Source organism: Aeromonas sp. 19NY04SH05-1, assembly GCF_040581895.1.
In the GTDB taxonomy this organism is placed as follows: domain Bacteria; phylum Pseudomonadota; class Gammaproteobacteria; order Enterobacterales; family Aeromonadaceae; genus Aeromonas; species Aeromonas enteropelogenes.
In genome coordinates this window covers 1079889-1092488 of sequence record NZ_CP095328.1, presented here as the reverse complement: position 1 = coordinate 1092488, position 12600 = coordinate 1079889, and the positions used below count along the sequence as shown (strand labels likewise).

Annotated in this window: 11 protein-coding genes; 9 read left to right on the top strand and 2 right to left on the bottom strand. The window is 61.5% G+C overall.

Going from position 1 to position 12600, the window contains the following annotated elements; translation table 11 throughout:
- The first annotated feature begins 182 nt into the window (after nucleotides 1-182).
- On the top strand, nucleotides 183-596 hold the full coding sequence (gene mscL, locus MRK42_RS05130) for a large-conductance mechanosensitive channel protein MscL (protein ID WP_026458293.1): 414 nt from the start codon (nucleotides 183-185) through the stop codon (nucleotides 594-596).
- 167 nt (nucleotides 597-763) lie between these two features.
- Entirely contained in the window at nucleotides 764-2302 is a 1539-nt protein-coding gene (locus tag MRK42_RS05125) for a diguanylate cyclase (RefSeq protein WP_338611854.1), read from the top strand.
- Here the strand turns inward: MRK42_RS05125 and xerD are convergent.
- Complete coding sequence (gene xerD / locus MRK42_RS05120) at nucleotides 2299-3198, bottom strand: site-specific tyrosine recombinase XerD (RefSeq protein ID WP_042025717.1); 900 nt, start codon at nucleotides 3196-3198, stop codon at nucleotides 2299-2301. The two genes, MRK42_RS05125 and xerD, sit on opposite strands and share 4 nt — an antisense overlap.
- A gap of 211 nt (nucleotides 3199-3409) precedes the next feature.
- On the opposite strand from xerD, the gene fldB reads away from it, so the two are divergent.
- From fldB to MRK42_RS05105, 3 genes are all read left to right on the top strand, one after another.
- Nucleotides 3410-3928 carry a flavodoxin FldB gene (fldB, locus tag MRK42_RS05115; protein ID WP_201940438.1) on the top strand — a complete coding sequence of 173 codons (519 nt, stop codon included), beginning with the start codon at nucleotides 3410-3412 and terminating at the stop codon, nucleotides 3926-3928.
- Between the two features lie 188 nt (nucleotides 3929-4116).
- Entirely contained in the window at nucleotides 4117-5517 is a 1401-nt protein-coding gene (locus tag MRK42_RS05110; protein ID WP_201940441.1) for a TldD/PmbA family protein, read from the top strand.
- Nucleotides 5518-5693: 176 nt separating this feature from the next.
- On the top strand, nucleotides 5694-7034 hold the full coding sequence (locus tag MRK42_RS05105) for a TldD/PmbA family protein (RefSeq protein ID WP_354688916.1): 1341 nt from the start codon (nucleotides 5694-5696) through the stop codon (nucleotides 7032-7034).
- 69 nt (nucleotides 7035-7103) lie between these two features.
- Here the strand turns inward: MRK42_RS05105 and MRK42_RS05100 are convergent, their stop codons facing one another.
- A complete protein-coding gene (locus MRK42_RS05100; RefSeq protein ID WP_026458125.1) occupies nucleotides 7104-7592 on the bottom strand; it encodes a zinc ribbon-containing protein in 489 nt (162 codons plus the stop codon).
- Between the two features lie 145 nt (nucleotides 7593-7737).
- On the opposite strand from MRK42_RS05100, the gene leuS reads away from it, so the two are divergent.
- The 4 genes from leuS (at nucleotide 7738) to nadD (ending at nucleotide 12599) form a co-directional block, all read left to right on the top strand.
- Entirely contained in the window at nucleotides 7738-10314 is a 2577-nt protein-coding gene (leuS, locus tag MRK42_RS05095) for a leucine--tRNA ligase (RefSeq protein ID WP_201940445.1), read from the top strand.
- Between the two features lie 100 nt (nucleotides 10315-10414).
- A complete protein-coding gene (gene lptE, locus MRK42_RS05090; protein WP_201940447.1) occupies nucleotides 10415-10897 on the top strand; it encodes an LPS assembly lipoprotein LptE in 483 nt (160 codons plus the stop codon).
- The gene (holA, locus tag MRK42_RS05085) at nucleotides 10897-11934 is read left to right on the top strand and encodes a DNA polymerase III subunit delta (RefSeq protein WP_354688915.1); all 1038 of its coding nucleotides are present in this window, start codon (nucleotides 10897-10899) and stop codon (nucleotides 11932-11934) included. Before lptE ends, holA begins: the two co-directional genes overlap by 1 nt.
- Entirely contained in the window at nucleotides 11928-12599 is a 672-nt protein-coding gene (gene nadD / locus MRK42_RS05080) for a nicotinate-nucleotide adenylyltransferase (RefSeq protein WP_061475627.1), read from the top strand. Before holA ends, nadD begins: the two co-directional genes overlap by 7 nt.
- The last annotated feature ends 1 nt before the right edge of the window (nucleotide 12600 follow it).

The following is a 12600-nucleotide window of genomic DNA, read 5'->3' as shown; positions in this document are numbered from 1 at the left end:
GTTATTTGCTTGATTGTTAATACTCCCTTGGCACCAAAAAATCCGCGTTCCCCGATTGCCAAGGAGATGCAACCTCAGCAAGCTAGAGAAGACGACAGGAACAACGCGGCGTGGCCTCCGTTTTCCTGATGCGGATCGCCCACGCGATCCACACTCTATCTTGTTCGGTTTCGGAGGAAATAATGAGTCTTATCCAGGAGTTCAAAGCCTTTGCATCCAGAGGCAATGTGATCGACATGGCGGTCGGTATCATCATAGGGGCCGCCTTTGGCAAGATCGTCTCCTCGTTCGTCGGCGACGTCATCATGCCCCCCATAGGTCTGATCCTGGGAGGGGTGGATTTCAGCGATCTGGCTATCACTCTCAAGGCGGCGGAAGGATCGGCCCCGGCCGTGGTCATCGCCTATGGCAAGTTTCTCCAGACCATCATCGACTTTCTGATCATCTCCTTCGCCATCTTCATGGGGCTGAAGGCCATCAACACCCTCAAGCGCAAGCAGGAGGAAGAAGCCGCAGCGGCACCGGCCGGCCCGACCAAGGATCAGGAACTGCTCGCCGAAATCCGCGATCTGCTCAAGGCCCGGCAGGAGAAATAAGCACCCGCCCCTGTCGTGTGTACAAAAAACCGCCTTTCGGCGGTTTTTTTGCTGACACTAGGCCACAACACCGTAGACTACGGCACAATTCAGCCTGGGGCTAAACGCTCGCGGCTCTCGCGCCACATCGTGATCGAATACATGCAAAATCTACAGGAGTCATCGCCATGACATCCCCGACAGTGAAGACCAGACCGAAACATGGTTTCATTCTGCGCTATTTGCTGTTGCTCTCCCTGCCCCTGTTGCTGATGACAGCCAGCAGCTTCTACCTGTTTGCCATCAAACAACAGAATGTCGTGCGCGATCGCATGGAGTTTTTCAGCAGCAGCACGACCCAGCAGTGGGACAACGCGCTGAGTTCGGTCGAAGAGCAGCTCAACATTCTGGCGGCCGATCTCGCCGCCTATGACGGTATGCTCCCGCCGGAGATGAAGGCGCGGCACAACTCGGTGTGGCAACAACTCAGCCGCTCGGGCAGCTTATTGAAGGGACTCTACTATGTGCAGCGAGATAACTCCCTGGTCAACTTCAACCATCTGGCGACCCCCTCGACTCAAACCATGGCCAAGCAGCAGTGGTATCAGGCTGCCATTCATACCCCGGGGATCAACACCTGGAGTGCTCCCTATCTCGACAGCGTCCAGCACATTCCGGTGATCACTCTGTCTCGGGCGGTATTGAACCCGAGCGGGAAGGTAGTGGCCGTGGTCGGCATCGATGTCGATCTGGCGAAAGTCTCGGACCGGATCGGCCGCATGCTGCAAGGCGGGAAACAGATGGCTTATCTGCTCTATGATCGCCAACATCAGCTCATCATCGCACACAGCAACCCGCTCCTGAATGTTACCCCGCTCGATGAGCCCTGGCTGTCCCGAATCAAGGGCCAAAATGGCACGCTGGAGACCCGGGAGAGCGAACTGATCGCCTACTACACCCTGACCAACAACCCCAGCTGGCAGGTCATTACCGTGTTTCCGTTCAGCAACTCCTTCGTCATCAAGGAGCTGCTGCCCACCATGATGGTGGGGCTGATCCTCTCCCTGGCCATGTTCATACTGGTGGCCATCATCTTCCACCAGCGCCTGGAAAATACCATCAGCATGCTGGTGCAGGTGGTACGCCTGCTGCGGGTTACCCCGCCCGGTCAACCCATCGTCATCCCCAGCATCCCCGGCATTGAAGAGCTGGGGGACGAGATCACCATGATTTCCGACCAGATGCAGGCCGAGAGCGAGAAGGCCCAGCGCGATGCCCTCACCGGGCTCTACAACCGCCGCTACATGGACAGCCTGCTCGCCAGGCTGCACCAGGAGCACGTTCCCTATGTGCTTGCCATCATCGACATCGACAATTTCAAGCAGATCAACGATGAATATGGCCACCCCATCGGGGATGCCGTGTTGAGACGCACCGCCGCCATCGGCCGCCAACTGCTGGAAGATCAGGCGACCCTGTGCCGCTTTGGCGGCGAGGAGATGGTGGCCATCTTCGAGCAGGGAGAGCTGGCCCAGGCCCACCAGCTGATGGAGGCGTGGCGCCAGGCCATGGTGGATCAGGAGTGGCGCGAGCCACCCCTCGAAGTGCGTTTCAGCGGCGGCCTTGCCGAGGCGCTGGATGCTCCACCGGCCCAGGTGCTGGCGCAAGCGGATGCCGCCCTCTATCGCGCCAAGCAGGAGGGGAAAAACCGCCTCTATCTGGCCTAGGCGCGCGGGTGATGCTCGCCGTGCAGCGCCTTGAGCCGCTCATTGGCCACATGGGTGTAGATCTGGGTGGTGGAGAGATCGGCATGGCCCAGCAGCATCTGCACCACCCGCAAGTCGGCGCCATGATTGAGCAGATGGGTGGCGAAGGCGTGCCGCAGAGTGTGGGGGGATAGCTCCCCGTTGATGCCGGCGCGCAGGGCGTAGAGTTTGATACGGTGCCAGAAGGTCTGGCGGGTCATCATCTGGGCCCGTTTGGAGGGAAACACCACGTCCGAGCTGGTGCCGCCAAGCAGCAGACCGCGCCCTTCCCGGTAATAGCGCTCCAGCCAGTAGACAGCCTCTTCCCCCATGGGCACCAGCCGCTCCTTGTTGCCCTTGCCCACTACCCGCACCAGCCCCTGGCGCAGGCTGACATGCTCGGCGGTGAGCCCCACCAGCTCGGAGACCCGCAGCCCGGTTGCGTAAAGCAGCTCCAGCATCGCCTTGTCTCTGAGTTCCAGCGGATCGTCCACCAGCGGGGCCTGCAGCAGGGCCTCCACCTCGGCTTCACTCAAATCGGCCGGCAGCTTCTTGGGCAGCTTGGGTCCCTCCAGCAGCACGGTGGGATCGTCGCTGCGCAATTTTTCCCGGTTCAGATACTGGTAGAAACGGCGCAGGGCCGATAGAAAGCGAGCCGTGCTGCTCGCCGCAAACTGGTTGTCGACCCGCCAGGCGAGATAGTGCTGAATGTCATCCATGCCCGCCAGCAGCAGGGAGCTGCCCTGCCCGTCGAGCCAGAGGGCGAATTTTTCCAAGTCGGTGCGATAGGAGCTGACCGTGTTGTCAGACAGCCCTCGTTCGAGCCAGAGGGCGTCGAGAAAAGGTTCGATCAGGGGATGGGAGTCAGGCTTGCTCATGATGCGCCGCAGTCAGAAAAAAGATGGCCCATTGTAGCGCGCGGGCTCGCCCCCCGTGCAAGCCCGCTTGCCCGCCAGCCAATATCTGAGGGCAGTGAAGGGGCCCCGGCAATCTGCTAGACTGGCGCCCTCCCCTTACGTTACCCATCGTGTTGCCAACATGGCGCAGCCCACACGAGCATGCGAGAAAGCGCCAAAAGAGAGAAGAGCGATGAAGATTGGTCTGTTTTACGGTTCCACCACCTGCTACACCGAGATGGCCGCCGAGAAGATCCGCGCCCTCATCGGCCCCGAGATGGTCGACATCCACAACATCAAGGATGTGCCCCTGGTGCGCATGCAGGATTACGACATCCTGATCCTCGGCATCTCCACCTGGGATTTTGGCGAGCTGCAGGAGGACTGGGAGTCCCGCTGGGAAGATATCGCCGATCTGGAGCTGGAGGGGCGCATCGTGGCCCTGTTTGGCCTCGGCGATCAGCTCGGTTACGGCGAGTGGTATCAGGATGCCCTCGGCATGCTGCACGATCAGCTGGTGCCCAAGGGGGTCAAACTGGTGGGTTACTGGCCCAACGAGGGGTACGAGTTTGATGCCTCCAAGGCGCTGATCGACGATGGTCGCCACTTCGTCGGCCTGGCCCTCGACGATGCAAACCAGTACGACCAGACCGATTCCCGCATCGAGCAGTGGGTCGACCAGATCCTGGCCGAAATCCACGAACTCCTCTGATTGATGTCCGGCGGTCAGCCAGAGTGCTGACCGCCTGGGCGCATATCTCGCGCCGATTTTCTCAATCGGTATCATCGTATGACGCTATAGCGACTTTTTTGTGCTGGTCTGTAACAATGAGTCTGACGCCCCATAACAAGCAAAGCAGGGCGCCGGAAGCAAACGGACAGATCAGAAAAGGAAATTCTATGACCTCATTCTCCCTGTTGGCCCCCGCCATCGCCCGCAACGTGCTCGATCACGCCCTGGCGCTGGGTGCCGACTTTGCCGAGCTGTTTGTGGAGCGCAAGCGCCGCAGCCAGCTCAGTCTGCTCTCCAGCCAGATAGAGAACATCAGCGGTGGCCTCGATTTCGGCATCGGCGTGCGCCTGTGCTACGGCCACAAGGTGCTTTACGGCTACACCAACCAGACCAGCCGTGACGAGCTGTTGCGCATCGTCACCCTGCTGGCGGCCAAGGACAGGCGTGACCCCGTGGTGACCGCCACCGCCTTCGATTTCACCCGTCTCACCGACCGCCATCCGGTGGCCCTGCCCCTGTCGGCGGACAAGCTGCTGGAGCAGAAGATCGCCTATCTGCACACCATGGATGCCGCGGCCCGCGCCGAGAGCGACAAGGTGAGCCAGTTCTCCGGCAACGTGCTGGGCTGGGAGCAGGAAGTGGAGATCTTCAACAGCGAAGGGTTGCAGGTCAGTGATCGTCGCCACTACAACCGCATCATGGCCCAGACCATCGCCCGGGAAGGGAGCGAGCAGAGCATGGGCTACGAGGCCCCCGGCGCCCTGATGGGTTGGGAACACGCCGAGCGCATCGATCCGTGCGAGCTGGCCCTCACCGCCACTCGTCAGGCCCTGGTGAAGCTGGGCGCCGCCCCCTGTCCGAGCGGTACCCTGCCGGTCATCATGGAGAGCGGCTTTGGCGGCGTCATCTTCCACGAGGCGTGCGGCCACCTGCTGGAGACCACCTCGGTGGCCAAGAAGGCCTCGGTGTTCCACGACAAGATGGGCCAGCTGATTGCCAATCCCGCAGTCAGTGCGGTGGACGAAGGCTTGCAGGGCAACGCCTGGGGATCCATCAACGTCGATGACGAAGGAATGGCGACCCAGCACACCCAGCTCATCAAGGATGGCGTGCTGACCGGTTTCCTGGTGGACAGGATGGGCGCCCTCAAGACAGGTTACGCCCGTACCGGCTCGGGGCGGCGCGAATCCTACAAATTCGCCCCCACCTCGCGCATGCGCAACACCTATATCGAGCCGGGCAACTACAGCCTGGACGAGATGCTGGCCACGGTAGAGCACGGCATCTATGCCAAAAAAATGGGTGGCGGCTCGGTGCAACCGGGTACCGGCGAGTTCAACTTCAACGTGCAGGAGGCCTACCTCATCGAGCACGGCAAGGTGACCAGACCGCTCAAGTCGGCGACCCTGATCGGCACCGGCCCTCAGGTGCTTAAAGAGATCTCCATGGTGGGCCGCAATCTGGCGCTGGCCGCCGGCATGTGCGGCTCCGTCTCCGGCTCTGTGCCCACCTCGGTCGGCCAGCCCGCCCTGAAAGTGGACAATATTCTGGTGGGGGGTAATGCCTGATGAATGACACCATTAAGCTCCTGAAAGTGGACCTTATGCTGATCGGGGGGAACGCCTGATGAATGACACCATTAAGCTCCTGAAAGTGGACCTTATGCTGATCGGGGGGAACGCCTGATGAATGACACCATTAAGCTCCTGAAAGTGGACCTTATGCTGATCGGGGGGAACGCCTGATGAGCGCCATCGACATGAACCAACTGCTTGCCCGCCTGCTGGACAAGGTCGCCGATATCAATGCACAAGCGGATATCATCGCCAATCAGGACAGGGCCTTCTCCCTCAAGGCTGACAAGGGGGAGCTTGGGGAATACAAGGTCACTAGCAGCCAGCAGATCGGTATTCGCCTGATAAAAGAGGGCCGGGTCGGCATCGCCTACTCCGAGTCCCTCGATGAGGCCGCGCTCGATGCCATGCTGCAGGATGCCTGTGACGCCAGCCGCTTTGCCAAGGTGGATGCGGACCAGGCTATCTCGGTCGCCAACAGCCGGATCGCGGCCGACTGCGCCGAGATCAATCAGCCCGACACCACGCCAGTGGAGGAGAAGATCGCCCTGGCCCTGCGCCTCGAATCGGACATGCTGGCCCTGCCGGATGTGACCGGCGCCCCCTACAACAGCTTCTTCGAAGGGGAGAGCCGCCTCTGGCTCGCCAACAGCCTGGGTACCTTCTGCGAGCACGGCGAATTTTCCGTCGGCTGCTACACCTCGGCCCTGGTCGAGCGGGATGGCCGGCAATCCATGCACTCCCAGGGGCAATATGGCCGTCGCTTCGACGAGCTGGATAGCCAGACCCTTGCCCAACAGATCCATACCGTAGCTGCGGGCCTGCTGCCGGGTGAGGCGGTCGCGAGCGGCCGCTACAGTGTCATCTTCAACACCAACTGCCTGGCCAGCCTGTTTGGCTGCTTCCAGGCGGCGCTCTCGGGCAAGTGGGCCCAGCAGGGGATCAACCCCTGGCGGGACAAGGTGGGGCAACCTGTTGCCTCCCGCTGGCTCACTCTGGAGAGCCGGGTCCATATGCCGGGGGGCATGAACATCAAGGCTTTCGACGGCGAGGGTGCCCCCACCTCGGATCTGCTGCTGATTGGCGAGGGGGAACTCAAGACCCTGCTGCACAACAGCGCCACCGCCCGCCACTTCGGCGTGGCGAGCAACGGCTCGGCGGCTCGCGGCGCCCGCAGTGCGCTGGATGTGACCCCTCGTCACCTGGTGTTCGGTACCGGCCCTCATAGCGAGACAGAGGTGCAGAGCGGCGACTATCTGGAGCTGGTCAAGCTGGACGGCCTGCACTCGGGCGCCGATGCGGTCAGCGGCGACTTCTCCTTTGGCGCGTCAGGGTTCCTCTGTCGTGACGGGGTGCGTATCCAGCCGGTGCGCGGCATCACGGTGGCGGGCAACTTCTATCGCCTGTTGGGGGAGCTGGAAGCAGTCGGCGATACCCTGCATCACAACGATGGCAAGGGCTTCTATGCCCCGCTGATCCGCTTTGGCGGCCTTGCGGTGGCGGGCAAGTAACGCCACTGAGGAATCACAAAGAGGCGCCTGATAGCGCCTCTTTTCGTTGGATGCTCAAGAGATTGGCAATCAGGGCGAGAGGGGTTCGCGGTGATATTCGGTGCCGCCGCATTCGGGACAGGTATCCAGCTGCTCGGGACGAAGAACCTTATGGCGCCAGCCACACTGGTTGCACTCCATGACCCCCAGCCCGACCCACTCCCCCGCCTCGTAGACGCCCTTATGCTCCAGCTCGTCCGCCAGTTCGCGCCACTCCACCTGGGCCCGATCGGTCACGTCCGCCAGCCAGGACCAGGCAGTGTCCTTGAGCGCCAGCATAAAGGCTGACTCCTCCACCGCCTCGTCACTGCGCCCCTCATCATAGTTGCCCAGATCCCGCTTCACGTACTCGGCGATCAGTGCCAGCTCGTCCTGGGTCAGATCGCTGGCCGCCTCCAGATAGGCCTGCACCCTGGCAATCATCCGGTTGAGGCGCTCTCCCTGGAACTCTCCGGTCTCCTGCCACTGCTTTTTCAGCTCGGCGATGAAGGTTTCGTATCCTTTTTTATGTTTGTCCATGGCCGTTCCTCCTCTACTAAACCCCGATCAGACCCGGCTTGAGGCCCGAGGGACGCTGGCGGTTGTTGCCGCCGCAGGATATGGGTATTCTATTGCGATTTCCCAGCTGATTTATCTATCCATTTCACAGATCCGGATGTCACCAATGCAAGAGCAATACGTTCCCCAATCAATCGAACCAGCAGTGCAAAAGCACTGGGATGCCAAGAAAACCTTCAAGGCCGTGGAGAAAGTAGACAAGGAGAAGTTCTACTGCCTGTCCATGTTCCCCTATCCGTCTGGTCGTCTACACATGGGTCACGTGCGCAACTACACCATAGGTGATGTTATCTCACGTTATCAACGCCTTAATGGCAAGAACGTGCTGCAACCCATAGGTTGGGACGCATTCGGCCTGCCGGCCGAGAACGCCGCCATCAAGAACAACACGGCGCCGGCGCCCTGGACCTACGAAAACATCGAATACATGAAGAACCAGCTGAAGATGCTGGGTCTGGGTTATGACTGGGATCGCGAGCTGGCCACCTGCAAGCCGGATTACTACCGCTGGGAGCAGTGGTTCTTCACCAAGCTCTACGAGAAGGGCCTGGTCTACAAGAAGACCTCCTCCGTCAACTGGTGCCCGAACGACATGACGGTGCTGGCCAACGAGCAGGTAGTGGACAACTGCTGCTGGCGTTGTGACACCCCGGTGGAACAGAAAGAAATCCCCCAGTGGTTCATCAAGATCACCGACTATGCCGAAGAGCTGCTGAACGACATCGACAACCTCGAAGGCTGGCCCGAGATGGTCAAGACCATGCAGCGCAACTGGATTGGCCGCTCCGAAGGGGTCAACATCAGCTTCGCCATCGATGGGCAGGATGAGCACCTTGAGGTCTACACCACCCGTCCGGACACCTTCATGGGCGTGACTTACGTGGGCATCGCCGCCGGCCACCCGCTGGCCCTGCAGGCTGCCGAACACAATCCGGAGCTGGCCGCCTTTATCGAAGAGTGCAAGAACACCAAGGTGGCCGAAGCCGAGCTCGCCACCATGGAGAAGAAGGGCATGGCCACCGGCCTCTACGCCATTCATCCGCTGGATGGTCGCAAGGTCCCGGTCTGGGTCGCCAACTTCGTGCTGATGAACTACGGCACCGGCGCCGTGATGGCGGTACCGGGTCACGACCAGCGTGACTTCGAATTCGCCACCAAATACGGCCTCGACATCAAGGCGGTGATTAAGCCGGCCGATGGCGAAGTAGACGTGAGCGAGGCGGCCTACACCGAGAAAGGGGTGCTGTTCAACTCCGGCGAGTTCGACGGTCTCGAGTTCCAGGCGGCCTTCGATGCCATCGCCACCAAGCTGGAAGCAATTGGCAAGGGCAAGCGCACCGTCAACTACCGCCTGCGCGACTGGGGGGTCTCCCGTCAGCGCTACTGGGGCGCCCCCATCCCCATGCTGACTCTGGCTGACGGCACAGTAGTGCCGACGCCGGAAGACCAGCTGCCGGTACTGCTGCCGGAAGACGTGGTGATGGACGGCATCCAGAGCCCGATCAAGGCCGATGCCGAGTGGGCCAAGACCACTTACAACGGTCAGGAAGCGTTCCGGGAAACTGACACTTTTGACACCTTTATGGAGTCCTCCTGGTACTACGCCCGCTACTGCTCCCCGGACTACGACAAGGGCATGCTGGATCCCGCGGCCGCCAACCACTGGCTGCCGGTGGATCAGTACATTGGCGGCATCGAGCACGCCTGTATGCACCTGCTCTACGCCCGCTTCTTCCACAAGCTGCTGCGTGACGCGGGCCTGGTGAACAGCGACGAGCCGTTCAAGCGCCTGCTCTGCCAGGGCATGGTGCTGGCCGACGCCTTCTACTACAAGGACGAAAAGGGTGGCAACGTCTGGGTCAGCCCGACCGACGTCAAGGTGGAGCGTGACGAGAAAGGCCGCATCATCAAGGCGGTGGACCTTGAGGGCCGCGAAGTCATCCACTCCGGCATGACCAAGATGTCCAAGTCCAAGAACAACGGCATCGACCCGCAGCTGATGGTGGAGCGTTACGGCGCCGATACCGTCCGCCTGTTCATGATGTTCGCCTCCCCGGCCGAGATGACTCTGGAGTGGTCCGACTCCGGCGTGGAAGGTGCCCAGCGCTTCCTGCGTCGCCTGTGGCGCATCACCTTCGAACACGTTGCCGGTGGCGCCGTGCCGGCGCTGGATGTGGCGGCCCTCTCCAGTGAGCAGAAGGCGATTCGTCGCGAGCTGCACAAGACCATCGCCAAGGTGAGCGATGACGTGGGTCGTCGCCAGACCTTCAATACCGCCATCGCCGCCATCATGGAGCTGATGAACAACCTGGCCAAACTGGGCTCCGAGCCTCAGGATCGCGCCCTGATGCAGGAAGCGATGGAAGCGGTCGTGGTCATGCTCTACCCCATTACTCCGCACATCGGCTTCGAGCTGTGGAAGATGCTGGGCAAGGGCGATGACATCGACCACGCCACCTGGCCGGTCGCCGACGAGGCCGCCATGGTCGAGACCGAGAAGCTGGTGGTGGTGCAGATCAACGGCAAGATGCGCGGCAAACTGACCGTGCCGGCCGAAATCAGCCAGGCCGACGTCGAGAAGCTGGCCATGGCCGACGCCTCGGTACAGAAGTTCACCGACGGCCTGACCGTGCGCAAGGTGATCTATGTGCCGGGCAAACTGCTCAACATCGTTGCCAACTGATTTGGTCGCCAACTGATCGTTGCCAAGCGGTGACGGTAAACGGATGATAACGGCGGGCCTTGCGCCCGCCGCTCTTCACTTAACGCAAAGAGGATTTCATATGGGCTCCATCTTCACTCGCTGGATGGCCATCATGCTGGCAGCCCTGCTGCTGCAGGGTTGCGGTTTTCATATGCGCGGCACCGGCATCCCGGCGGAGTTGATGACCATGAAGGTCGTGGGCGACAACAAGAGCGACTTCTACCGGCTGGTCACCACCCGTCTCAAGGCTGCGGGCGTCACTCTGGCCGACAAGGAGGACATCCCTGTGCTGACTCTGGGCGGCATCGGCAGCTCCAGCCAGGTTGCCTCGGTCAACGCCCTGGGGGCCGATACCGAGTATGTGCTGGGCTTTAGCACCCGCTTCACCGTCGCGGTACCGGGCAAGCCGACTCAAGTCTTCCCCATCAACTTCAACCGCAGCTTCCTGAACAAGCCGGATGCGGCGCTGGCCTCCTCCCGCGAGCAGGAGCAGCTCAACCGCGAGATGCAGGAGCAGGCAGCCAGCCAGGTGATCCGTCAGTTGAGCCAGGTCAGCTTCTGATGCGGATCTACCCCGAGCAGTTTGGTGAACACCTCAAAGCAGGGCTTCGGCCCTGCTATCTCGTTTTTGGCGACGAGCCACTGCTGCGGCTGGAGGCGCTCGACGCCATCCGCCAGATCGCCCGCAAGCAGGGATTCGATGAACACCACAGCTTCGTGGTCGAGCAGGGACTGGACTGGAATCAGGTCTACGACGCCTGCCAGGCCATGAGCCTCTTCTCCGCCCGCCAGATCATCGAGCTGGAGCTGCCCGCCAAGGTCGACAAGGATCTCGCCGCCCGCATCAGCGAGATCGGCAAACAGCTCCACCCCGACCTGTTGCTGGTGTTGAGCGGTGGTCGTCTCAACCAGACCCAGATGAAGGCTGCCTGGTTCGACAAGCTCTACCAGATCGGCACCTATGTGCCGGTCAACCATCCCGAGCCCAAGTTTTTCCCGCGCTGGATGAATGCCCGCTTCCAGCGTTTCGGTCTCAAGGCGCTGCCGGATGCCATCAACTTCATGTGTCACAGCTATGAGGGCAACCTGCTGGCCGCGAGCCAGGAGATAGAGAAGCTGACCCTGCTCTCGCCGCCCCAGCCCATCAGCGTCGCCTATCTGCAGGAGACCATCATCCGCCACGCCCACTTTACCCCGTTCCAGCTGGTCGATACCCTGCTGGAGGGCAAGGTGAACCGGGCCCAGCGGATCCTGGCGGCCCTGCGTGCCGAGGGCACCGAACCCGGCATGCTGGCCTGGACCCTGTGCCGCGAGCTGGAGCAGCTCACCGAGCTGTCGCTGGCCATGCGCAGTGGCCAGCCACTGGGGGAGCATTTCAGCCGTCTGCGTATCTGGCAAAGCCGTCAGCAGCTGATCCAGCAGGCGCTGACCCGGCTCCCCTTCGCCAAGCTGCAGCAGCTGTGGCAACTGATGGCACGGCTCGATGACGCCCAGCGCCGCTTCGACACCGAGCAAGCTTGGCTGATGCTGCAGACCCTGGCTCTCGGCTTTCGCGATGGCACCCCGTTGCCGCTGGCGATGGAGGAGAGTCCGTGCTGAAGGCTTCAATCGGCCCGCTGAAGGCTCCTGTCGGCCTGCTGGGGGGGACCTTCGATCCCATTCACATCGGCCACCTGAGACCCGCCATCGAGGCGCGCGATGCCTTGCGGCTCGAAGAGATCCGCCTGATCCCGAACCATATTCCGCCCCACAGGGCCCATCCCCTCTGCTCGAGCGAACAGCGTCTGGCCATGGTCAAGCTGGCGGCGGCGGAGAATCGCAGTTTCGTGGTGGATGAACGGGAGCTCAAGCGCGACACCCCCTCCTGGACCATTGATACACTGGTCGAGCTGAGGAACGAGCTGCCCGACACACCGCTCTGCTTTCTGATGGGGATGGATTCGCTGCTGAGCCTGGCAAGCTGGCATCGCTGGCAGGAGCTGCTCGATTATGCCCATCTGGTGGTGAGTTCACGCCCCGGCTGGCAGCCCGACTATCCCGCAGAGATCGCCGACTTGCTGGCTCGCCACCAGACCACCCGGGTGCAGGCACTGCATCAGCGTCTGGCCGGCCATATCTGGCTGGCGGACAACCAGCCCGTCGAGCTGTCGTCCACCCGGCTGCGGGCACTGCTGGAAGCGGGGCAGGATGTCCGCTACCTCCTGCCCGAGTCGGTTGCACACTATATTGATCAACAGGGGCTCTACCGCGCCACCGGCCAGTAAG